Origin of the sequence: Staphylococcus sp. AtDRG32 (assembly GCF_004365845.1) — a bacterium.
Classification (GTDB): domain Bacteria; phylum Bacillota; class Bacilli; order Staphylococcales; family Staphylococcaceae; genus Staphylococcus; species Staphylococcus hominis.
Window position 1 is genome coordinate 680,006 of record NZ_SODE01000001.1, and the last position, 23,929, is coordinate 703,934.

The window sequence follows — 23,929 nt, forward strand, 5'->3', positions numbered from 1 at the left end:
AAAATGAGAGTACTTAAAGTAAGATTCTAAAGATTATAATTGTATCTCACTTGTTTACTTCTTAGTTATGGAGGATATGTATGACTAAAATAATTATAGTTGGTGCTGTTGCTGGGGGCGCAACATGTGCGAGTCAAATTCGTCGCTTAGATAAAGAAAGTGACATTATCATTTTTGAAAAAGATCGAGATATGAGTTTTGCTAATTGTGGTTTACCTTACTATATTGGACATCTCGTTTCTGATCGTCATCAAATATTGCCTATTACACCAGACGTTTTTAAAGAGAAGAAAAATATTGTAGTTAAAACACATCATGAAGTAATTGGAGTCAACGATCAACAACATGTTGTACGTGTATTGAATCATCAAACAGGCGAAACATTCGATGAAACTTATGACAAATTAATTTTAAGTCCTGGTGCTAGTGCGAATACTCTTGGATTTACCAATGACTTTACTTTCACTCTAAGAAATGCAGAAGATATGGACCAAATTGATCAATATATTACTCGTCATAAAGCTAAACGAGCATTAGTTGTCGGTGCTGGTTACATTTCATTAGAAGTATTAGAAAATCTTTATCAACGTGGTCTTGATGTGACATGGATTCATCGTTCAGATAAAGTCAATAAATTAATGGACCAAGATATGAATGCAGCCATTTTTAGCGAAATTGATCAAAGAAACATTTCATATAGATTAAATGAAGAAATTGAATCAATTCAAGCGCATACTGTTTATTTTAAATCTGGTATACGTGAAGATTTCGATATTATTATTGAAGGGATAGGAACTCATCCTAATTCATCATTTTTACGTTCATCAAATATTCATATAGATAAAAAAGGATTTATTCCTGTTGATGATTGCTTTAAAACAAATATACCTGATATTTATGCTCTAGGTGATGTCATCACCTCACATTATCGCCATGTAAATATGAATGCTCAAGTACCTTTAGCTTGGGGCGCTCATCGTGCAGCAAATATTATAGCAGAACAACTCTCAGGTAATAAAAATATTACATTTAAAGGTTTTCTTGGTTCAAATATTGTAAAATTTTTTGACTACACTTTTGCGAGCGTAGGAATAAAACCTGAAGAATTAAGTCTATTTAATTATGAGATGGTTGAGATTAAGTCTGGTGCACACGCAGAATATTACCCAGGTAATACACCCCTACACTTACGTGTCTATTTTAATAAAGACAATAGACGATTATTACGCGCCGCAGCAGTTGGAAAACAAGGCGCCGATAAACGCATTGATATTTTATCAATGGCTATGATGAATCAACTTACAGTAGATGAATTGGTTGAATTTGAAGTTGCCTATGCGCCTCCTTATAGTCATCCTAAAGATTTAATCAATATGATTGGTTACAAAGCACGCAATATATAAAAAGAATCGTTTGAGTGTCTACTCAAACGATTCTTTTTACTTAACTTAAACCGAACATTTTAGATAATGGGCCCCATGGTAAGATAATTCCAAGAGCCATAGTAATAATAATTAAAATAATTGTTGCCCAAAATAAGCCATGACTAGGTGCATGTTTTTTTCTTTTAGCTAATGATACTTCCATTAAAGCAACAACACCTAAGCCACATAACATTTTTAAAGTAAGAAGCATGTGGTTGCCACCCTCACCATGACTCGCTGCCATAAACTCTTCAATTAATTCCCAGAATCCTGAGAATAATGTAAGGAGCATAAAGACTCTAAGCCCCATATGTAATGATTTAAAAGTTGGTGTTGGTCCTTGTGATTTTGAAATGTGTAAAAATGCAATAATGTATAACACAATGGTTAAAACCCAACTCACAATATGCATATGTAACAAGACTTGATTACCTCCAATATTTATAATCACTTTCTTTCAATTATCATAACACATTTTCACTTTTTAAGTATTAAAATTAAAAAAGAAGAGAAGCATTAGCTTCTCTCGCTTTAAACATAACTAGCATTATTGTTTGGCAATATAAGTTGTCAAAGTACCAATGTTATCAATAGTGACTTTAACTTCATCACCTGGTTGTAAGAATTTTGGTGGTTGTAATCCAGCTCCTACACCCGCTGGGGTACCGGTTGCAATGATATCGCCTGGATGTAAAGCAACATATTTAGAAATTTCTTGAATTAAGTCATCAATTTTATTAATCATTTGACTAGTATTTCCATCTTGGCGAATTTCATTATTTACTTTAGTGACAATATTAACATTTTCTGGAGTAGGTAATTCATCTTTAGTAACAATATATGGTCCCATTGGGCAACCACCTGTTAAACTTTTAGATAAGAATGCTTGATCTTGTGCATTTTGAGCAGTGCGGTCTGTAATATCGTTAATAATGGTATAGCCATAAACATAATCTAGTGCTAAGCCTTTAGGAATCTTTTCGCCATGTTTACCGATAACAATACCTAATTCACCTTCGTAATCTAACTGATCTGTAATATCTTTATGATTTGGAATTGTTGCGTTATCACCAGTTAAAGAAGAAGCTGCTTTAGTGAACACATATAAACGTTGCACTTCATGATTTAACTCAGAAGCATGATCTTTATAGTTACGGCCAAAAGCAATAACATTGTTCGGTGGTGTTACAGGAGGTAAAAATTCAATATCATTAAATGAGAATTTATACTGATCTGCTTTTCCACTATTTTCAACAGCTACTACTGCTTTACGTACTTGTTCTTGGAAATCGAGTGTTTGATTTTGTTGTAAACCTTCAAGTAACGTTTGTGGATGGAAGTCTCCTTCACCAAATTCAGCAAAAATTTGTTTTAAATCCCATACAGCGTCTTCACGCTTTACTTTAACGCCATATGATTCAGCGTTATTGTATTTGAATGATAAAAATTTCATTCATTATCAACTCCTCATCTATATCTTATTTCATATTATAACTTTAATTATTAATAAATAACAAATATATATGTCTGAAATTTTAGAAATTTGGCGCATCTTTTCTAAAATAAAATAAGATTGATATTATAAACCATCTTCAATGCTCATTTCACCGAATTGGAAGAAATATAAATAGCCGTGCACTCTTTTATTTAGTATTGTTTCTAAGGTGTTTTTGTAATATTTCATTTGAATTTTATACTTATCACGTAATTGTATTCCAATTTCTTGATCCGTCATCCCTCTTCTTCGATTAAAAGCGTCTGTTTTGTAATCTACAAAATAATATTGGTTATCTTTAATAAAAATCAAATCAATCATACCTTGGATAATGGAGACATCTTCATCTAAATCTGGTATTTCATCTACACGTGCTTGGTTAACTACAAATGGTAACTCTCTGTATACTTCATCAGCTTGTGCAATTTTCATATATAAGTCACTACGAATAAATTCCATAATTCTTTCAAATTGGATATCTTTTTTAGCGTCTTCTTCAATAATGTGTTGATCAATTAACATATGAATATAGTCATCTAACTCTGTTTCAGTTAATCGTTGTTCTCTAAATGGAAGATGCTGCATAACGGTATGCATCAATGTACCAATTTCATTAGCTTTACGTTTTCTTTCTTGTCTTAAGAATTTAGGACGTTCATAAGTATAAGCACCAATGCGATATTGTCTTACTCTATCGTAACTTGTTCCATCTTCTTTAGTTTCTAATTGACGTTTTAATTCAGATACAGATTGTTTTGATGGCTTTTGAGTATTTTTTATAAATGGATACTTAAACGTTAATTGATGAATCATTTGTTGTTCGTTTTCTTTATTATTCGGAGCCTCTTCTTCAATATCATTGATAGTTCGATGTAATGTCTCATTTGAATCGCTTATTAAAGATAATTCATCGAAATGAATAATTTTCAAATCTACATATGGTTTCAAACTGTCATCTAATTGATTGATAGATGTCTCAAATTGATAATCAGATGTGATAGATTGAGATAAGTGTTTCGCTAAAATACTATATACCAGATTAAAAGGTCGTTCTACTGATAATCTTTTATGAAGTGCAATGAGTTGATTTGAAATAGGCAAACGTTCATACTTTCTTAACTTTTCTTCTTTATCTACCGTTCCGATTAGAATGAGCTGTTCTTTTGCACGAGTTAATGCCACATACATTAAACGCATCTCTTCAGAAATCAATTCTTTTTCTGTTAATGATTTAACAACTACAGATGAAAGTGATGGATAAGAAATATTGTCTGTTAAATCATAGTACTCCATTCCTAAACCATATTTTTGATTTAATACTAAAGGTTTCCGAATATCTTCTTTATTAAAATTCTTAGAAAGACCAGAATAAATAACATATGGAAACTCTAAACCTTTACTACTATGAATTGTCATCATTCGAACTACATTATCATTAGGTCCTATCACATTTTCTTCACCAAAATCTTTTTTACGCTCTATCAATTCATCGATAAATCTTATAAATTGATAAAGTCCTCTAAACGTAGAATTTTCAAATTCTATTGCTTTATTAAACAATCCAAAAAGATTAGCGCGTCTGCCTTTACCACCAATCAGTCCACTAAAATATTGAATGACATAATGATCATTATAGAACTTATCAATTAACTGATACACAGGATGTGTTTGCCCATAATCTTGATATAAATGTATATCTTCAATAAAACGACGTAATTTATTAACTAATTGTGCGTTAGCTTGATCATATTTTATATAGTGTAAAATTGATTGATAAAAGTAATCATCGTTTGAACTGACTACTCGAATTTCAGCAAGTTCATCTTCAGTAAATTGATAAATAACAGAGCGCATTAACCCAACTAGATAAATATCTTGCAATGGGTTATCAATCGTTCTAAGAAACGATAGTACTAGTCGTACTTCCGTTTGTTCAAAATAACCTTCCTTACTATTAACATGGAACGGAATATTATTATCTTTAAATACTTTTTGCAAACGTCTAGCATTACTCATTCCACGTTCTAAAATAACAATATCTTTATAAGTTGCTTTACGATAGGCATTGTTTTTCGCATCGTAAACGAGTTTATTGTCAAGGATATGTTTTACTTGTTCAACTACATAATATGCTTCTTGTTCCTGTCTATCTAAATCTATGTCCTCATTTTCAGATTTAATAAGTGCATGTAATTCGAGTGGCATTGCTTTTTCTGGATAATAATGAGCTCCGAAATATAAACGTGCATCGGCATCATAATTAATTTCTCCAACCGATTCATCCATCATATGATCAAAAAGATAATTAGTCGTTGAAAGTACTTCCTTTCTTGAGCGGAAGTTATTAGATAAGTCAATTCGAAGTCCTGTTTGTTGCCCTTCTTTAGTGAATCGATGATATTTACTCATAAACAATGTAGGATCCGCTTGTCTAAACTTATAAATAGATTGCTTTACATCTCCCACCATAAATAAGTTGCCATCTAATTCATCACCACGTTTGATAGTAGATATAATTGCCTCTTGTACCTGATTGGTATCTTGATATTCATCAATAAGTATTTCTTCAAATTGATGACGATACTCTTTAGCGATAGTAGAAGGCGTCCCGTTTTCATCTGTTAATATTTGTAAGGCAAAATGTTCATAATCTGCAAAATCTAGTACATTTCTACTACGTTTTTTCTTAGCAAAATCATTAATGATATCTTTAATGATTTGAACTAAATATTTTATCCGAGGCGCTAACTGTTTCATATCGTCTTTAAGTTCATCTACTGAACGCATTAAATATTTATTTTTTACATTTTGAATGGTTTCATTATATTCTTTATAGAAAGATTTAATATCTTCAAGTGTCTCTAAATCTTCATTTTCTTTTTTTATTTTTGATGACATTTGTGGAAACTTTTCAGGTGTATGATTAAGAAGTGCATCTCTATTCAAAACACCATCTTCTAATATTCTTTGGCATATCATTTTCTCTCTTTGGACAACTTCTAAATGTTTTTCAACAGCATTACAATGGGATAAAAGATTTTCTGCTTCAAGAAGTGAGTCAAATGCTGCTTTCATATATATTTCTGCTAGTATTTTTAATTCTTTAAGGTAGTCTTGTTGCTTCTCATCATTCTCGTAAGGATCGACTAATGAATCTAACCATTTAAATGGTGAAGGATTAGCTATACTAAAATAATAAAATCGTTTTAAAATTTCTCTAAATCTATCGTCATTTCTATCATTTGATAGTTGTTCGACTAAAGTCAAAAATTCAATATCAGGATCTTCATAATGATGTTCTAGTACTTCATCAATTGATTGCTCTAATAAAAGTACATTTTCAACTTCACTAATCGTTCTAAAATTAGGGTCTAGTTGGATAACATCATAATGTTGTTGAATCACTTTTAAACAAAAACTATGCAGTGTAGAAATTTGAGCCTGATGTATTTTTATACGTTGACTTTTTAAGTGTTCATTCTTAGGATCCTCTAATGAAGCTTGTTGAATACGTTGTTCTACACGATGTTTCATCTCTCTAGCACTTAAGTTCGTAAATGTCACTACAAGTAATTTATCAACATCTACTTCATCTTTTAAGATTTTTTGAATAATGCGTTCAACTAGAACAGCTGTTTTTCCCGAGCCAGCAGCTGCTGCAACTAGTATATCTTGCCCTTTTGCATATATACTGTTCCATTGTGCATCCGTCCATTGTGCATCTTTAGGTTTTACTGGAATATTATTCATTGTCCTCACCGCTTTCTAATTCGACCTCTTGAATTGCTTGAATTGGATTAATCGATTCATCTACATGGCGATAATGTTTACTATCAATAAGACTATCTACGTGACATACTGACTGGAAACTACAAAATTCACATGGTAATTTGTCTTCAAATTTAAGTGGAGCTACTTCTGTGTGACCATCCATAATATTTGAAGCAGTCTCAATAAAATTATTTTTATTGTGTTGAATAAATTTATGAATCGTTGTTTCATCAGCAACTTGGCTTCCCCGTGCACTAATACCTCCATCTTTTTTTAATGTCACGGGTACAATATCTGATTTAGATATCTCGTTAAGTCTTATATCCATAGCATCTATAACTTCAGCATCACTATTGATTAATCCTTTTAATTTATATTCTTTTAGAATAGCTTGATTAATATTTTCCTTATTCAATGCCTCTTCAGTTAAATCGCCCCATTTTTCAAATTTCAAACGTTCATCATGAATGTGGAAATATAACAATCCGCCTGGTTTAACCTCTGAACTTAAACCAAGCCGCTCTGAATTTTGTAATACGATATCCATATACGTCATCATTTGCATCTGTTTACCATAATAAACTTTTTTCAAATTTAAATTGGCGCTATGATTAGATGATTTATAATCTATAATATTTACAAAACTTGTATTATTTTTTGTATAAGCATCGATACGATCAATTTGTCCACGAATATGAATCGGTATCCCTTGTGTCGTCATTAAGGGATGTGCAATCAACTCTTCTTCCGTTCTTGGTTTCTTTCTAAAAGCAGTTTCAAAACGTTTTGGTCTAAATTTTGTATTCTCATTTTGATAACGAAGTGCCTTTAACGTACTTTCAACAATGACACCTATACGTTTAGATACATAACGATAATATGCATTGGAATCCATTAAATTAAATTGCACTTGTGGTAAGACATGTTGTAGAGCTTCTTCAGTAAGTGCATGGATTTTCTGATTATCTAATTGACTAAATTCTCCATTTACTTTATCCGAAATATATTTTAAAGCATTATGAAAAATATTACCTAAATCAAAACTTTCAAGTTGATATTTGGTACGTTCATTTAGACGAAGGCCGTAAGTAGCATAATGTTGGAATGGGCAATCATTATAACCTTCAAATCGTGAAACACTAGCATTAATAGACGTTCCATATAATGCTTCTGACAATTGTGGTGTGAGTTGAATGGTTTCATTATCATATGTTAAAGCTGTTGATAAATAGTTTATACTGTCATTTAATTCTTCATTTTCACTTATAACTTTATAAGCATCAAGCCACGTATCTGCTACCGCTTCTTCTTCCAACCACGATTTCAATGCTTCAAATAAATGAATTTTAGTTTGATGTGGATGTTCCATTAATGTAAGAGGATAAGCATGATGAAGATAATGAATATTTTTGATATCCAAATTACTGAACAGTGCTTGAATCTGATTTAAAAATGGACTTTTCTCTTTTTCATCTCCTTGCATCCCCATAAGACTATATGAAAAAGTCATTTGTTCACATGCACGTGTCATAGCAATGTAGCATACAAATGCTTCATCCATTTGTAAGATATCAGAGGTTGGACTTAATTCAACACTTCCCCGTTCCTCTAACAAACGTTTTTCTTCATCAGTGATTAAGCTTGAAGATGACAAGGGCTGTGGCATCACTCCATCATTCATCCCAACCATATAAACGTGTTTTTTATTATCAACTTTTGCTAAATCCATAGTCCCTATGCTAACTTGATCCAATGTTTGAGGAATCATTACAAATTCAAGTTGCTCAAGTCCAATGTCAAATACTTCTAAGAATCGATTTAAACTCATTTCTTCTTCTTCAAATACTGTGACTAAATCATCTAATATTTGTATTAATCCATTCCATAATTGGTCAATTTCTTCTGCTTTCTCATGGTCTCCTTTTAAGTCTAGTTCATCACGGTGGGCCATTAAATATTTAGGCAAATCAAAAGCTTCCATTGTTTCATAAAATGCAGTTGCATAATCTCTAACATTTTTAGAGTGAAGCATGGCTTTCTCAAAACGAAGTATTTTATTTACAACATCATCCTTTAAGCGTACGACGTCTTCAAATGCTTCTTTTTCTTCTTCAGTTAATTGATGCGCTTTACGTCCCATTTTTGTAAAATTATCGATATTAAACAATTTATCATCTAACCATTTTTTACCGTAAATACCTCGTTCAATGACAAAGTTTTCTAATAGATCAATTAAGTAACTACTATTTTTAAATTGATTAGATAAAATATTGGTTTTAAATAGTCTCATCATTGGACTAAGTCCCATATTACTTTGGATAACTTCTAATAAAGAACGTATCATTTCCATTATAGGATGATGTGTCATCGATTTTTTAGTATCAATATTATAAGGAATATCATATTGTGGCAAAATAGATTCAAATAGATAGGCATATGTTTCATCTCTATATAAAATTGCAATATCTTGATATCTAAAGTGTTTATCACGTGTATCTTTAATAATACGTCGTGCTATTTCATTAACTTCTTCTCTCATATTCGATGACTCAAGTAAATCAATATAACCATGGGATTGAGTTGGATTAACTTGAAGTGCGTCAAATTGTTGTTCTAATTGTAATAAATCCTTATTTTTGAAACGATATGGTGTTGTAAAATAATGTTCATTTAAAGGTATATGTAATTCATTTGCAATTTCTTTTAAGTGAATAAGTACGTCAGAAGGTTTTCTAAACATACTAAAGTGATCTTCATTACCATCTGTAGTTAATAATATAGTAACTTGTTTAGCATTTTGTACTAATGCTTTAATAATTTGATATTCAAGCGTTGAAAAGTTATAAAATCCATCTATATAAATATCAGCATGCTTAATCCACTCAGATTTGTGCATTATTTCAATAAAATAATTAAGACTGTCTTCAGTGGTAATAAATTCTCCATTTAATCGTTCTTCAAAATAATGATAAATAAGCGAAATATCTTCTAGTTTATGTCGGGTTCTTGTTTGTAATTCATTATCTTCTAAAAATAAGTCAAGTTGATGAGGTGTTACAGAATATTTCTTAAAATCTTGGATTTGTTCACTTAATTTTTCACTAAAACCATAATAATCTGCTTGAGATTGATATAATTTCATTTCTGATTTGTGTTGTTGAACGATATTGAATATCATCATTTCAATAGCTGCTTTAGTTAAACGTGTTTCAGTTAATCCTCCGAGTTCTTGAAAGATTCTATAGCTCAAACGCTCAAAATGTAAAACTTCCGTTCTTAAACTCCCATTTAACTCTCGATCATTTACGAAAGATTGCTCCAATTGAAACGTACTTTGGGTAGGTGCAATTAAAATGATAGGATCTCCAAGAGGATTTTCTTTCATTTGTTGTTTAATATTTTTAATCATATGATACGATTTACCGGTACCAGCTCTTCCAAGATATGTATTTAATTCCATTATCTACACGCTCCTTTAAACTCATTTTACCACGGAACATACGTTCTTAAAAAGTAAAGTAGATAAAATAAAAGTAGAATGCGAATTCACCTGAATTGACATTCTACTTTTATTTTAAATTGATATCCTACTTATCTGGATTAAAATTAAATTTAAAATTATTTAATGGCCAAAATCTAAATGATACTTTACCGACGATTTGTTGTTTATCTATTAATCCAAACGCTCTACTATCTTTACTAACTTCACGGTTATCTCCTAATACTAAGTATTTATTTTTAGGAATAACGTTAGAGTTAGGATGAGCATTAAGAAGATCCTTAGTTTCAAAAGATCCTGTAATGTACTCTCCTTGTTTATGTTTTTCATTATAGTCTAAGTAAGGCTCATTTACCTTTTTCCCATTAATATATAGCTGATCTTTTTTATATGTCACACTATCTCCTGGTACGCCTATTACTCTTTTAACATAGTCATCAGATTGATTAGCATGGAAGACAATAACATTTCCTTTTTTTATGTTTCCTACCTTATAACCTAAAATGTTAACCATCACATGTTGCCCATCTTTTAATGTTGGATCCATTGAGTCACCTTTTATTGTATAGGATTTGGCAACAAAAGTGACTACAAGCCATACGAGCAATAAACCTACAGCTATCGCAACAATCCATTCTGTTATTTCTTTTTTCAAATATAACACCTCATCTATTTATTAAACTCATAGTTGAATGATCTAAAAGGATAATATCTTAGACATACATTTCCTATAACATCACTTTTTTTAATTAATCCATATCTTCTCGAATCAGTTAATGTATTACTATGATCATTCAACACTAAAAATGAGTCAGGTGGAATAATATCCCCATCAGTATTTTCTAAATCTCGTAATGCGAAATCATTAATATCTCTATTTTTAGCATAATATTTATTCACTTGTCTATCATCTTTATATAATTTACCATGCCTTATTTCTATCGATTCGCCTGCTTTCCCAATAATACGGCTAAAATGAATTTGATTATGATGCCGATACATAATAATATCCCCTTCATTTAATAAATTAAATGTCACTTTCAATTTATTAATCATTATATAATCATTTTTATTTAGAGTGGGGGCCATTTCATTAGTATGAACAATTGCGCTTCTTAGTAAAAAAATTTGAATAAACATCACGAAAATAATTGCTAAAATAATGGATATACTTGTACTTATAATTTGACGCAAAATGTCACTCCTCATGTGTTCCCATAAAATGTTTTTCAACTCTTTTTCCAATAAACCATATGACTATAGTAACAATAATTAAAATAATTGCTCTTATAGGATGAGTTAAAAATGTAGTCACTTCTCTACCCATCACCGCTAAAAATGATATGGAAATAAGCTTTGAAAATAATAAAATAATAAAATAATTCTTCATTTTAATATGAGAAAAACTAGCTACAAAGTTCACTACTGTATTAGGTGTAAATGGAAAACACATTAATATAAAAATAGGAACAAGTCCTTGTTTATCTATAAAATGTGTGAGTTTTTTCACACCTTTTTTTGCTTTAACTCTTTGCATAAAAGATGTATCAACGAATTTCCTACAAAAATAAAATACAGTAAATGTTCCAGCGACGATCCCTAACCAACTAATAATAGTTCCTGTAATAAAACCATAAATATGAACATTTAAGATGACATAGAGAGTTAAAGGAAAAACAGGAATTATAGCTCTTAAATAGAGAATAATAAAACCTGCAAAGTATCCTAATTGTTGTAACACATTAAACCAATGTTCAATTTGATGAAACACTATATCATCAAATCCTTTCTTGAAATTTCATCATTCTCTATTGAGTATAAAATTATTTTACACTCTTTTCTTAAAAAAACTATTAATTCACTAAGAAATCAGTCACAAGTACTAGATAACAGATTTAACATTAGTCATATTAATCTTTTAAAAAAGAATGAGACTGAATTCACAACGAATTCAATCCTTTTCTCTTGACCCCATCTTACGTTAAACAAAAACTTCTTTTTATGAAAGTCTATATGCTAAAAAAGATTGATATAAGTATATATTCAATTGAGTCATTGACTGCCAATATATTAAAAATGCCTAAGACAGCTCATCGTGTCCTAGGCTTTAAATGATTATTTTATTTAAATTTATGTTGATATTATAAACGTTCTTCTAATTCTTTTTTCTTATCCTCATAACCTGGTTTACCAAGTAAAGCAAACATATTTTGTTTATAAGCTTCTACGCCAGGTTGGTTAAATGGATTAACACCTAATTGATAGCCACTCATCGCACAAGCTAATTCAAAGAAGTAAACGACATAACCGAATGTTTCTTCATCTAAACGTGGGATATTCACAACGATATTAGGAACGCCACCATCAGTATGAGCTAATAATGTACCTTCAAATGCTTTTGTATTAACTTCATCGATTGTTTTTCCAGCTAAATAATTTAAGCCATCTAAATCGTCATCATCTTTTTCAATTGTAATATCATGTTTAGGTTGATTTACTTTTACAACAGTTTCAAATAAGAAACGGCGTCCTTCTTGAACATACTGACCTAATGAATGTAAATCAGTAGTATAGTTTGCGCTTGAAGGATAAATACCTTTAAAGTCTTTACCTTCAGATTCACCGTATAACTGTTTCCACCATTCATTAAAGTACTGCATAGATGGTTCGTAGTTAATTAACATCTCAGTTGTATAACCTTTATTATAAAGAACATTTCGAATTGTTGCATATTGATATGCAATATTCTCTTCTAAATTTTCAGATGATAGTTCTTTACGAGCTTTATTTGCTCCATTCATAATTGCTTCAATATCAATACCTGCAGTTGCAATTGGTAATAATCCTACCGCAGTTAATACTGAATAACGACCACCTACATCATCAGGTACAACAAATGTTTCATAACTTTCATTATCTGCTAATTGTTTCAATGCACCTTTTGCTTTATCAGTTGTAGCAAAGATACGTTTTTTTGCTTCATCTTTACCATATTTTTCTTCAACTAATTGTTTAAACAATCTAAATGCTACAGCAGGCTCAGTCGTTGTTCCTGATTTAGAAATCACATTTACTGAAAAGTCTTTATCAGACAAGTAATTCACTAATTCTTGTGTATAACTTGAAGATAAGTGATTTCCTACAAATACAATTTCAGGATATTCTGTATTGTTACGGAAAGATGAAGTAAGCATTTCAATTGCAGCACGTGCACCTAAATATGAACCGCCAATTCCGATAACTACCAATACATCTGAATTCGATTGAATATGTTTCGCTGCTTTTTGAATTCTAGAAAACTCTTCTTTATCATAATCTTCAGGTAAATTTACCCAACCTAAAAAGTCGCTTCCAGCACCCGTACCTTCATGAATCGTTTTATGAATTGTTTTTACAATATCTTTTTGTTGATCAAGTTCATGTTGACCAAAAAATTCTAACGTTTTGCCATAATCTAATTGAATATGAGTCATTTATAGATCCTCCAATGTTTATGAATTAGTTTCATTTTACTAACTTTAAGTTATCTATTCAATGAACAAGTTCAATTATTCAAAAAATAGTCTGTTTTTTTTTTAGAATCATTGAATTACTTTACTTTGTAATGAATACACAATTGAAATAGCAATCAACTCTTTAGTTGTAGTAATATTCAATGAATATAGAAATAACAATAGATGATTAATACTATTCCAATTATCTTTATTTTGCATAAATATGTAAAAAAATGGTTTTATTTTCAAAAACAATCTGTTAGTATAGAATTATATTAATTTTCAGAAAAATTTTGAGGTGACAATATGAAAGATAAAATTGTTTTAGCTTATTCAGGTGGATTAGATACTAGTGTAGCTGTTAAATGGCTTATAGATAAAGGGTACGACGTAGTAGCAGTATGTTTAGATGTTGGCGAAGGTAAAGATTTAGATGTTGTTTATTCTAAAGCATTAGACATGGGCGCCGTCGAATGTCATATTATTGATGCAACTAAGGAATTTAGTGAAGATTATGTAAGTTATGCAATAAAAGGAAATTTAATGTATGAAAACAGTTATCCTTTAGTATCTGCGCTTTCAAGACCGTTAATAGCGAAGAAATTAGTAGAAATTGCTGAACAAACAAAGTCAATCGGTATTGCACATGGTTGTACTGGTAAAGGTAATGATCAAGTACGTTTTGAAGTAGCAATTAAAGCACTTAACCCTAATTTGAAAACATTTGCTCCTGTTAGAGAGTGGGGCTGGAGTCGTGAAGAAGAAATCGACTATGCAATCAAACATGGTATTCCTGTAAGTATTAATCATGATTCACCTTATTCAATCGATCAAAATTTATGGGGTCGTGCAAATGAATGTGGTATTTTAGAAGATCCCTATGCTGCTCCACCGAAAGATGCATATGATTTAACTGCTGAATTAGAGGATACACCAGATACACCAGATGAAATTATCTTATCATTTAAAAATGGTGTTCCTGTTCAACTTAACCATAAAGACTATGATTTAGATCAGCTAATTCTAACATTAAATGATTTAGCTGGTAAACATGGTATCGGACGTATCGATCACGTAGAGAATCGTTTAGTTGGTATAAAATCACGTGAAGTATATGAAACGCCAGGTGCTGAAGTTATATTAAAAGCTCATAAAGCTTTAGAAACATTAACATTAACTAAAGATGTGGCGCATTTTAAACCAGTCATTGAAAAACAATTTGCTGAACAAACATATAATGGTTTATGGTTCTCACCTTTAACAGACAGTCTAAAGCAATTCATCGATAGCACTCAACACTATGTTGAAGGAGATGTTAGAGTTAAATTATTTAAAGGTAATGCTATTGTTAATGGTAGAAAATCGCCTTATACACTTTATGATGAAAAGTTAGCAACTTATACTAAAGAAGATGCTTTTGATCAATCAGCTGCAGTCGGCTTTATTGATATTTATGGACTACCAACACAAGTAAATGCTTATTTACATGGAGGTTATAGTAATGAGTAATAAAGCATGGGGAGGTCGTTTTCAACAACAACCTGAAGAGTGGGTAGATGCGTTTAATGCTTCTATTGACTTTGACCAAACGCTTTTAGATGAGGATATTCAAGGTAGTATTGCACATGCAACAATGCTTGCACACCAAAACATTATTTCTGAAGAAGAAAAAAATGCCATCGTAAAAGGTTTGAAAGATATACAGGCAGATTTTCATAACCATAATATTGAATTTAAACATGCTTTAGAAGATATACATTTAAATATCGAACACGAACTGATACAACGCATTGGAGATCCAGGTGGCAAGTTACACACAGGTCGTAGCAGAAATGATCAAGTAGCAACAGACTTACATCTCTATGTAAAAAAACAGGTCATTGAGATTCAAGCACTTATTCGTTCATTCCAAGAGTCTATTTTAACTCTAGCAAAATCTCACGTAGAAACGATTATGCCAGGTTATACGCACTTACAACGTGCTCAACCTATTTCTTTCGCTCATCACATCATGACATATTTTTGGATGTTGGAAAGAGACTATACACGTTTTGCAGATAGTTTAAAACGTATTGATATATCTCCTCTTGGCGCTGCAGCATTGAGTGGCACTACACATCCTATCGATAGACATGAAACTCAAGAATTACTTGGTTTTGAATATATTTATGAAAATAGTCTTGATGCAGTGAGTGATCGTGATTACATTATTGAAACATTGCATAATATATCATTAACAATGACTCACCTATCACGTTTTGCAGAAGAAATTATTTTTTGGTCTACGGATGAAGCGAAATTTATTACACTATCTGATGCATTTTCTACTGGTTCATCTATTATGCCTCAAAAGAAAAATCCAGATATGGCTGAACTCATTCGTGGTAAAGTTGGACGTACGACAGGACATTTAATGAGTATGCTTGTCACATTGAAAGGCTTGCCTCTTGCATATAATAAAGACTTACAAGAGGATAAAGAAGGTTTATTTGATTCTGTTCGTACAATTAAAGGTTCTTTACGTATTTTTGAGGGCATGCTTAATACGTTAACGGTTAATACAAATCGTTTAAATGAAACAGTGCATCAAGATTTCTCTAACGCAACAGAACTTGCAGATTATTTAGTAGATAAAAATGTACCGTTTAGAACAGCACATGAAATTGTAGGAAAAATTGTCTTTGAATGTATTCAACAAGGCATCTATTTATTAGATGTACCATTTGAACGTTATCAAGAATTAAATGATAAAATCGAAGAAGATGTATATGATTACTTAAAACCAGAAAATTGTTTAAATAGAAGAAAAAGTTATGGTTCTACAGGCCAAGATGCTGTGCGTCATCAATTGAACGTTGCAGAAAATATTTTAAAACAATAATGAATACTATTATTAAATGACTATGAAATCGAATAAATAAAGATTCTAATAAAGCATCTATTTGAGGATTAACTCTAAATCGCTTAATCGTTTTATAAGAAGGGGTTTGATTTTGTGAAGATCACATCATTTGTGAGAATAAGTACTGAAGTTTCCTTTCGTAGAGTCAGTTAAGTCATGTTAGAATTTTTATACATAAGGTACTTCGTTAATTTAGTTTAGTGTTGTTTATTAAATTATACGAAAGTGCCTTATTTTTTTAAATATTTCACTGTAAAATTACATATACATACAAAGTAATTGGGCGAGACTCATTTTTAGTTAAATTTAATTTAATTATTTTAACTTTCTCTATATTTATTGTTAATAAATTAATAGTTTTGCTAAAATTTTGAAAAAATTATTCTAAAAATTTCTTCTCTTTGCTAAAGTTTTAATGTATTTTTAAATTGAATTGAGAGAATGAGTTTTTTTGAAGGTTTCTAAAAAAGCAATGATATCTAGTTTAGCAATAGCCACTATCGGTTTAGTAACATTATATAATCCAGTAGAAGCAAATAATAATCATAACAACCATAGCAATGCTTCTAATTCTGCTGCAGCACATCAACAGTTTAATCAATCACAAAATAAATATACGTCAGTAGCGATTAGTAAACATCGTAATCAAGATCATTCGAATTGGATGACCAACTTAACTGGCGAACGTTTTACGACTATCGCTCATAGAGGTGCAAGTGGCTATGTGCTGGAACATACGTTTCATGCATATGATAAAAGTCATAATGAGTTAGGGGCGTCGTATATTGAATTAGACTTACAACGTACGAAAGATGGACAACTTGTAGCAATGCATGACGAAACCGTTGATCGTACAACAAACGGTACAGGTCGTGTCGAAGACTATACACTCGCACAACTTAAACAACTAGATGCTGGGTCATGGTTTAACAATGCTCACCCTGAATATGCGAAACCAGAATATAAAAATGCTAAAGTCCCTACTCTAGATGAAATTTTATCTCGATACGGTACAAAGGCTAATTATTATATTGAAACTAAAAATCCTAATGTATATCCAGGTATGGAAGAACAACTACTTGAAACGTTAAAAAAACATCACATGTTAACTGGTAACTCTTTAAATCATGGACATATATTAATTCAATCTTTCTCAGAAGAAAGTTTACAAAAAATGCACCAATTAGATTCAAGCGTACCATTGATTCAATTACTTTATAAAAATGAATTGCAACAACAAAGTGAAGCGGATTTAAAACATATTCGTTCATATGCTATAGGTGTCGGCCCAGATTATACTAGTTTAAACGCTGAAAACACTAAGCATTTAAAAGATTTAGGTTTCCTAATTCATCCTTATACAGTAGATAAAACTACAGATGTGCAACGTTTAAACCAATATGGTGTTGACGGTCTATTTACAAATTTTGCTGATAAATATAAAGCTACCATTCCAAACGAGTAATTTTATTAATTAAAAACCTCTCAATGACGAGTAATATATTTCTCATCATTGAGAGGTTCATTTTTAATAGTTATATTTACGCCCATCCACGATAACGTGCTGCTTCAGCGGTCCGTTTAATTCCTACGATATAAGCTGCCAATCTCATATCAATTTTTCTATTTTGTGCTAATTCATAAATAGTATCAAAAGCCTCGATTAATTTTTCCCGTAATTTTTCATTTACTTCATCTTCTGACCAGTAATAACCTTGGTTATTTTGTACCCATTCAAAATAAGATACTGTCACGCCACCTGCACTTGCTAATACATCTGGTACAAGTAAAATATCACGTTCAGTTAAAATACGTGTAGCTTCTGGAGTAGTTGGTCCATTTGCCGCTTCCACAACAATATCAGCTTTAATATCGTGTGCATTATCTTCTGTGATTTGATTTGAAATTGCAGCCGGTACTAAAATATCACAATCAAGTTCGAATAATTCTTTATTTGAAATTGTATCTTCAAATAAGTTAGTTACAGTACCAAAGCTATCACGACGATCTAGTAAGTAATCGATATCTAAGCCATTAGGATCATGTAATGCACCATACGCGTCTGAAATTCCAACTACTTTAGCGCCCATATCATTTAAAAATTTAGCTAAGAAACTTCCAGCGTTCCCAAAGCCTTGAATCACAATACGTGACCCTTTAATTTCTTTTCCTCTACGCTTAGCAGCTTGTTCAATAGCAATCACTACGCCAAGAGCAGTAGAACGATCACGTCCTTGTGAGCCACCTAAGACAATTGGCTTACCAGTAATAAAACCTGGAGAATTAAACTTATCTAAAGCACTATATTCATCCATCATCCAAGCCATAATTTGAGAATTTGTAAACACATCTGGAGCAGGAATATCTTTAGTTGGTCCTACAAATTGAGAAATCGCACGTACATATCCTCGTGATAAACGTTCTACTTCATGAATACTCATTTGACGTGGATCACATACAATACCACCTTTACCTCCACCATAAGGTAAGTTGACAATGCCACATTTTAAGGTCATCCACATTGATAAAGCTTTGACTTCTTCTTCATCTACATCAGGATGGAAACGAACGCCACCTTTAGTAGGTCCTACAGCGTCATTATGTTGTGCGCGATATCCAGTAAATGTTTTAACTGTACCATCGTCCATACGTACTGGAATACGTACTTGCAAGAATCTTAATGGTTCTTTAATTAAATCATACATACCATCATCAAATCCCAATTTATGCAATGCTTCTTTAATGATGTTTTGTGTAGAAGTCACTAAATTATTATTCTCAGTCATAATCACTTTCGCCTCTTTTTTTCACAAATGTTTTCGCTTTCATAAGTATTGTAACACGCCTATACTTTTTAAAGAAATTAAATCATGCCCTATTACGTCTATTTACTCAAATACACTTCTAATTCGATTTAATGCTTCATCTATTTCTTCTTTAGTAATAATCAAAGGTGGTGCAAAACGAATTACTGTATCATGGGTTTCTTTACATATTAAACCTTTTTCTTTCAACGCTTCACAAAATGGTCTTGCACTTTCGTGTAATTCCATACCAATGAATAACCCGCGTCCACGAACTTCTTTAATTGCAGGGTGATTAATCTTTTGTAATTCTGTTTTAAAATATTCACCTAGTTCATTTGAATGTTCTGGTAAATTTTCATCAATAATGACATCTAAAGCCGCAATTGACACTGCACAAGCAAGCGGATTGCCACCAAAAGTAGAACCATGAGAACCAGGTGTAAATACATCAAGCACCTCATTATCTGCTAATACAACTGAAATTGGTAAGACGCCTCCACCAAGTGCTTTACCCAAAATATATACATCTGGCTTAACATTATCCCAATCACATGCAAATAATTTTCCAGTTCGTCCTAATCCAGCTTGAATTTCATCAGCGATAAACAAAATATTATGTTCATCACATAAATCTCTAATGGTTTTCAAATAACCTTCTGGAGGAATATTAATACCTGCTTCGCCTTGAATAGGTTCAACTAAAACAGCTGCTGTATTTTCATTAATTGCTTCTTTTAATTGTGCTTCATTACCAAAGTCAACTTTACGAAAACCCTCTAGTAAAGGACCATATCCACGTTGATACTCAGCTTCGGATGATAAAGACACAGGGGCCATTGTACGACCATGGAAGTTCCCATTAAATGCAATAATCTCAGCTTGATTTGGTTCAATACCTTTAACGTCATAGGCCCAACGACGCGCAGCTTTTAATGCTGTTTCAACTGCTTCAGCACCTGTATTCATTGGTAGTGCTTTATCTTTACCAGCTAATTTACAAATTTTTTCGTACCATTCCCCTAAGTTATCACTATGAAAAGCACGAGAGACAAGTGTCACTCTATCAGCTTGATGTTTTAATGCTTGAATAATTTTTGGATGACGATGACCTTGGTTAACTGCTGAATATGCCGATAACATATCTATATATTTATTACCTTCTGGATCAGTAACCCAAATTCCCTCTGCTTCTGAAACAACAATTGGTAGCGGCACATAGTTATGAGCACCGTAATGGTTTGTTAGTTCAATAATTTTTTCAGATTTAGTCATAATATCTCCCCTTTGCTTATTGTTATATTAAAACTAATCACTATATTTACTGGCTTTCGAAACTCTATTTTAAAATATTAAATTCTCTCTAACTCCATAAATGAAAGCCCTTACAAACATAATGACATATCCCCTTGACATTTTACAAGTAAATTATTTCTATTATCTAAAATTTTGATATAAACTTTTTTCTCTTAATAAAAAAAGGTAGTGGACAAAATTCATAATGAATTCTGTCTCACTACCAAACTATTTCATATTTTATTAATTATTTATCTTTACGAGGTAACGGATAAAATCCTTTATTAAATTGTTCCCATAAATTTGGTGGTAACGCATGTTTATCTTCACGATTTGGATCAAAGTATGAGATGATTTCCTCTTCTTTACCCTCTTCAATTTTATTGACAAAGTTATAATCTAGAAGAATGCCACGACCTAATGCTACGAGTTCAATACCTGTCGATTCTACTGCATCTAAAGCATCATCAGCACTAAATACAGAACCTATACCAATAACTGGTATACGTCCATCTACCCATTGATGGATAAGTTTTAGACGTTCTTCTCCTTCATATTTACCCTCACGTGTTTGTGAATGAATATCCATAATTGAAATATGAACATAATCAATCGCTTTTTTCGTAATTGTTTTAATTAATTTTTCTGTGTGTTCCATTGAAATACCAGGCGATTCTGCTTCTTCTGGTGATAATCTATAACCTACAATAAAATCTTTATTTGCATAAGTTTCCTTAACTTTTAATACTTCATCAATCACTGCAAGTGGGAATTTTAAATGGTCTCCCCATTCATCTTCACGACGATTATAGTATGGAGAGAAGAATTGATGAATTAAGTAATGGTTCGCTCCATGTATTTCTACGCCGTCAAACCCAGCTTCAATGGCACGGCGTGTAGCTTCACCGAAATCTTTAATTGTTTGTTCGATTTCTTCAGTAGTGATTTCTCTCGCATGATGTTCCTGTTGTTGACCAAAACTTTTCATTGAAACGGGACTTGGTGCCACAACATCTCCATTAGGAGTCAATTCAGGTAAAGCTTGTGCACCACCATGATGAATTTGGACTAATGCTTTTGCGCCATTTTTCTTCATTGCTGTCGCTAAGCGTTTTAAACCTTGGATATCTGAATCGTGTGCGACAGAGGGTTGGCCTGGGAAGGCTTTACCAATATCATTTACATTACTTGCAGCATTAATTGCAAGACCTACATCTTTGGCACGTTTCTCAATGTAAGAAATTTCGACATCTGAAATGGTACCATCATCATTTGATGATGTATGTGTTAAAGGTGCAAGTACAAAGCGATTTCTTAATGATACACCGTTTGGTAATGTAACAGTTTCAAATAATTTTTTATATTTATTATTCATAAGTAATTCCTTTCTAAATCTTTTAGTTTTATTATTTTCAAACTATAACATGAACATTTTTACGTCTCTACTTTTATGCTTATATGCATTAATCATCTTTTTATATTTGGTAATATATTAACATAATAAAAAACGTTACTTAAAAAAGTAACGTTTTAACGTGTTAACAGTCATTCAATTATTATTACGAATTGCACGTTTAGACTGCTTAATCCAGACCGGTAGGCGTTCTTCAAGCGTTTGAAACCCATACTTTTCTGTCTCTTTAATTTCATCTAATACAGACTGTTTTTCTTTTTTTCGTTCATAATTCTTAAAGTAATCATTATCTTTAAGTGACAAATTAAGCTTTCCTTCATCGTCTATAGAAAGAATTTTAGCTTTTACAATTTGACCTTCTGATAGAAATTTTTTTAGATTATGGACGTAATCATCCATAATCTCTGAAATATGAATAAGTCCTTCAGTATGGTCAGGGGTCTCAACAAAAGCGCCATACGGTTGAATTCCAGTCACACGCACTTTAATATGCTGACCTTCTTTATAGTGAGTATTCAACTTGATAACCCCTTATTTCGTTTTTTTTAACATATTAATAATAGCATAAATCCCATACTTGGACTAATGATAAACTAATAAAAAATTAATTTCTTTAGAAATTTATATTTCTTCTTCCTAAATTTACATTAAAAAGTTCGTTTTTAATAAAAAAAGATGAGCGTAAATGTCTTATTTAAAACAGTTTATGCTCACCTATTTTTATTTAACGATATTTCATTGACGAGTTAAGCTTTTTTGTCTTCTACATCAATCGATTCAATAACAACATCATGTACGGGCTTATCTTGTGCCCCTACTTTAGTATTTGCAATATCTTCTAATGTAGTTTCACCATCGATTAATTGACCAAACACAGTATGTTTTTGATCTAACCAAGGTGTTCCACCTTTGTCTGCATAAGCTTTAGCAATTGGTTCAGGCCAACCGCCATCAACAAGCTGATTAAGCATTGTATCTGGTACTTCTTTCATTTGAACGACAAAGAATTGTGAACCATTTGTATTTGGACCAGCATTTGCCATTGAAAGTGCACCATATAAATTAAATGCTTCTAATGAAAACTCATCCTCAAATGAACCTCCATAAATACTTTCTCCTCCCATACCAGTAGCAGTAGGATCTCCACCTTGAATCATAAAATCATTAATGACACGATGGAATGTAATGCCGTCATAATATCCATTTTTTGCATGTGTCACAAAATTTTCAACTGTTTTTGGAGCAATCTCAGGAAATAGTTTAAATGTCATATCTCCTTTATTTGTATGCATGATTACTTTAATTTCATTATCTTGTATTTCTTTATTTAACTGTGGATAGTTAGTCATTTAAATTCTCCATTCATGTTATGATGATATAGATACATAATAACATATTTGAAAGGAAGTAATATAGCATGTTATATCGATTCTCTCATAAGACAGGTGCCTATGGTGTAACGATTAAAGAAGATAACAATCATCAAGTTTTAGTACAAATTGAACAAGTCATTAAACATCCTAAACAAGGAGATTTACATCATCCTGGTGAAACTGAAGGTGTTTTTTTTCATGAAAGACGTGCTTTAAGCCATTATGAAAAACGTTATGCAACACGTTCACAATTGAGAGATTTTAATGTAGAAGAGATGAAATATGAAGATTCTTTACAACAAGCGATTACTAAAATGGAAAACGAATTAAAACAACAACACACAGAATACGCAAAATTGGCATTAGACAATTTAAACAGTCTAAAAAAAGACTATTCTATCCAATATAAACAAAATTTTTTCTAGTCCATTTTACGTCTTTCTTCCTATTTAACAAG

General features: G+C 31.5%; 18 protein-coding genes. 5 read left to right on the forward strand and 13 right to left on the reverse strand.

The genetic code is table 11. The features are described 5' to 3' along the window. The first annotated feature begins 80 nt into the window (after positions 1–80). Complete coding sequence (locus BDW25_RS03255; RefSeq protein ID WP_002488331.1) at positions 81–1,403, forward strand: CoA-disulfide reductase; 1,323 nt, start codon at positions 81–83, stop codon at positions 1,401–1,403. Positions 1,404–1,443: 40 nt separating this feature from the next. Here the strand turns inward: BDW25_RS03255 and BDW25_RS03260 are convergent, their stop codons facing one another. The 8 genes from BDW25_RS03260 to BDW25_RS03295 form a co-directional block, all read right to left on the reverse strand. Beyond that, positions 1,444–1,845 (reverse strand): YisL family protein, encoded by a 402-nt coding sequence (locus BDW25_RS03260; RefSeq protein ID WP_002448252.1) that lies wholly within the window; start codon positions 1,843–1,845, stop codon positions 1,444–1,446. 126 nt (positions 1,846–1,971) lie between these two features. Further along, on the reverse strand, positions 1,972–2,877 hold the full coding sequence (locus tag BDW25_RS03265) for a fumarylacetoacetate hydrolase family protein (protein ID WP_002448089.1): 906 nt from the start codon (positions 2,875–2,877) through the stop codon (positions 1,972–1,974). 126 nt (positions 2,878–3,003) lie between these two features. After that, a complete protein-coding gene (gene addA / locus BDW25_RS03270; protein ID WP_133944830.1) occupies positions 3,004–6,669 on the reverse strand; it encodes a helicase-exonuclease AddAB subunit AddA in 3,666 nt (1,221 codons plus the stop codon). Further along, complete coding sequence (addB, locus tag BDW25_RS03275; RefSeq protein ID WP_049432164.1) at positions 6,662–10,150, reverse strand: helicase-exonuclease AddAB subunit AddB; 3,489 nt, start codon at positions 10,148–10,150, stop codon at positions 6,662–6,664. The genes addA and addB overlap by 8 nt, the downstream gene beginning before the upstream one ends. Positions 10,151–10,277: 127 nt before the next feature. Continuing rightward, positions 10,278–10,844, reverse strand: a complete 567-nt coding sequence (gene lepB, locus BDW25_RS03280; RefSeq protein WP_002448121.1) for a signal peptidase I — start codon at positions 10,842–10,844, stop codon at positions 10,278–10,280. 14 nt (positions 10,845–10,858) lie between these two features. Next, positions 10,859–11,383, reverse strand: coding sequence for a signal peptidase I (gene lepB, locus BDW25_RS03285; RefSeq protein ID WP_103288103.1), 525 nt, complete (start codon positions 11,381–11,383; stop codon positions 10,859–10,861). A gap of 4 nt (positions 11,384–11,387) precedes the next feature. Next, the gene (locus BDW25_RS03290) at positions 11,388–11,963 is read right to left on the reverse strand and encodes a TVP38/TMEM64 family protein (protein ID WP_037555865.1); all 576 of its coding nucleotides are present in this window, start codon (positions 11,961–11,963) and stop codon (positions 11,388–11,390) included. A gap of 367 nt (positions 11,964–12,330) precedes the next feature. After that, entirely contained in the window at positions 12,331–13,662 is a 1,332-nt protein-coding gene (locus tag BDW25_RS03295) for a glucose-6-phosphate isomerase (RefSeq protein WP_002448167.1), read from the reverse strand. 327 nt (positions 13,663–13,989) lie between these two features. Here BDW25_RS03295 and BDW25_RS03300 point away from each other — a divergent pair, with 327 nt between their 5' ends. The 3 genes from BDW25_RS03300 to BDW25_RS03310 all read left to right on the forward strand — a co-directional run bounded on the left by BDW25_RS03300 (position 13,990) and on the right by BDW25_RS03310 (position 18,050). Continuing rightward, a complete protein-coding gene (locus tag BDW25_RS03300; RefSeq protein WP_002455539.1) occupies positions 13,990–15,192 on the forward strand; it encodes an argininosuccinate synthase in 1,203 nt (400 codons plus the stop codon). Further along, positions 15,185–16,564 carry an argininosuccinate lyase gene (gene argH / locus BDW25_RS03305; protein ID WP_064207494.1) on the forward strand — a complete coding sequence of 460 codons (1,380 nt, stop codon included), beginning with the start codon at positions 15,185–15,187 and terminating at the stop codon, positions 16,562–16,564. The genes BDW25_RS03300 and argH overlap by 8 nt, the downstream gene beginning before the upstream one ends. A gap of 493 nt (positions 16,565–17,057) precedes the next feature. Next, a complete protein-coding gene (locus BDW25_RS03310) occupies positions 17,058–18,050 on the forward strand; it encodes a glycerophosphodiester phosphodiesterase (RefSeq protein WP_454311685.1) in 993 nt (330 codons plus the stop codon). 76 nt (positions 18,051–18,126) lie between these two features. Here the strand turns inward: BDW25_RS03310 and BDW25_RS03315 are convergent, their stop codons facing one another. The 5 genes from BDW25_RS03315 to BDW25_RS03335 form a co-directional block, all read right to left on the reverse strand. Continuing rightward, a complete protein-coding gene (locus BDW25_RS03315) occupies positions 18,127–19,371 on the reverse strand; it encodes a Glu/Leu/Phe/Val family dehydrogenase (RefSeq protein WP_002488318.1) in 1,245 nt (414 codons plus the stop codon). A gap of 102 nt (positions 19,372–19,473) precedes the next feature. After that, entirely contained in the window at positions 19,474–20,664 is a 1,191-nt protein-coding gene (locus BDW25_RS03320) for an ornithine--oxo-acid transaminase (protein WP_002488339.1), read from the reverse strand. Positions 20,665–20,932: 268 nt separating this feature from the next. Beyond that, the gene (locus BDW25_RS03325; protein WP_002488325.1) at positions 20,933–22,060 is read right to left on the reverse strand and encodes an NADH-dependent flavin oxidoreductase; all 1,128 of its coding nucleotides are present in this window, start codon (positions 22,058–22,060) and stop codon (positions 20,933–20,935) included. A 174-nt stretch (positions 22,061–22,234) separates the two neighbouring features. Further along, positions 22,235–22,618, reverse strand: a complete 384-nt coding sequence (gene ygs / locus BDW25_RS03330) for a S1 domain-containing post-transcriptional regulator Ygs (RefSeq protein ID WP_002455545.1) — start codon at positions 22,616–22,618, stop codon at positions 22,235–22,237. A 227-nt stretch (positions 22,619–22,845) separates the two neighbouring features. Further along, positions 22,846–23,448, reverse strand: coding sequence for a peptidylprolyl isomerase (locus tag BDW25_RS03335; protein ID WP_002455546.1), 603 nt, complete (start codon positions 23,446–23,448; stop codon positions 22,846–22,848). Between the two features lie 68 nt (positions 23,449–23,516). Here BDW25_RS03335 and kapB point away from each other — a divergent pair, with 68 nt between their 5' ends. Next, positions 23,517–23,897 carry a sporulation phosphorelay system protein KapB gene (gene kapB, locus BDW25_RS03340; RefSeq protein ID WP_049437460.1) on the forward strand — a complete coding sequence of 127 codons (381 nt, stop codon included), beginning with the start codon at positions 23,517–23,519 and terminating at the stop codon, positions 23,895–23,897. Positions 23,898–23,929 lie beyond the last annotated feature (32 nt).

What these genes read in the sequence shown, in the direction of transcription:
- BDW25_RS03335 (WP_002455546.1), bottom strand. Translation starts at nt 23,448, where the DNA reads ATGACTAACTATCCACAGTTAAATAAAGAAATACAAGATAATGAAATT.
- argH (WP_064207494.1), top strand. Translation starts at nt 15,185, where the DNA reads ATGAGTAATAAAGCATGGGGAGGTCGTTTTCAACAACAACCTGAAGAG.
- addA (WP_133944830.1), bottom strand. Translation starts at nt 6,669, where the DNA reads ATGAATAATATTCCAGTAAAACCTAAAGATGCACAATGGACGGATGCA.
- BDW25_RS03300 (WP_002455539.1), top strand. Translation starts at nt 13,990, where the DNA reads ATGAAAGATAAAATTGTTTTAGCTTATTCAGGTGGATTAGATACTAGT.
- kapB (WP_049437460.1), top strand. Translation starts at nt 23,517, where the DNA reads ATGTTATATCGATTCTCTCATAAGACAGGTGCCTATGGTGTAACGATT.
- BDW25_RS03315 (WP_002488318.1), bottom strand. Translation starts at nt 19,371, where the DNA reads ATGACTGAGAATAATAATTTAGTGACTTCTACACAAAACATCATTAAA.
- BDW25_RS03255 (WP_002488331.1), top strand. Translation starts at nt 81, where the DNA reads ATGACTAAAATAATTATAGTTGGTGCTGTTGCTGGGGGCGCAACATGT.
- BDW25_RS03320 (WP_002488339.1), bottom strand. Translation starts at nt 20,664, where the DNA reads ATGACTAAATCTGAAAAAATTATTGAACTAACAAACCATTACGGTGCT.
- BDW25_RS03310 (WP_454311685.1), top strand. Translation starts at nt 17,058, where the DNA reads ATGATATCTAGTTTAGCAATAGCCACTATCGGTTTAGTAACATTATAT.
- BDW25_RS03265 (WP_002448089.1), bottom strand. Translation starts at nt 2,877, where the DNA reads ATGAAATTTTTATCATTCAAATACAATAACGCTGAATCATATGGCGTT.
- addB (WP_049432164.1), bottom strand. Translation starts at nt 10,150, where the DNA reads ATGGAATTAAATACATATCTTGGAAGAGCTGGTACCGGTAAATCGTAT.
- BDW25_RS03325 (WP_002488325.1), bottom strand. Translation starts at nt 22,060, where the DNA reads ATGAATAATAAATATAAAAAATTATTTGAAACTGTTACATTACCAAAC.
- BDW25_RS03295 (WP_002448167.1), bottom strand. Translation starts at nt 13,662, where the DNA reads ATGACTCATATTCAATTAGATTATGGCAAAACGTTAGAATTTTTTGGT.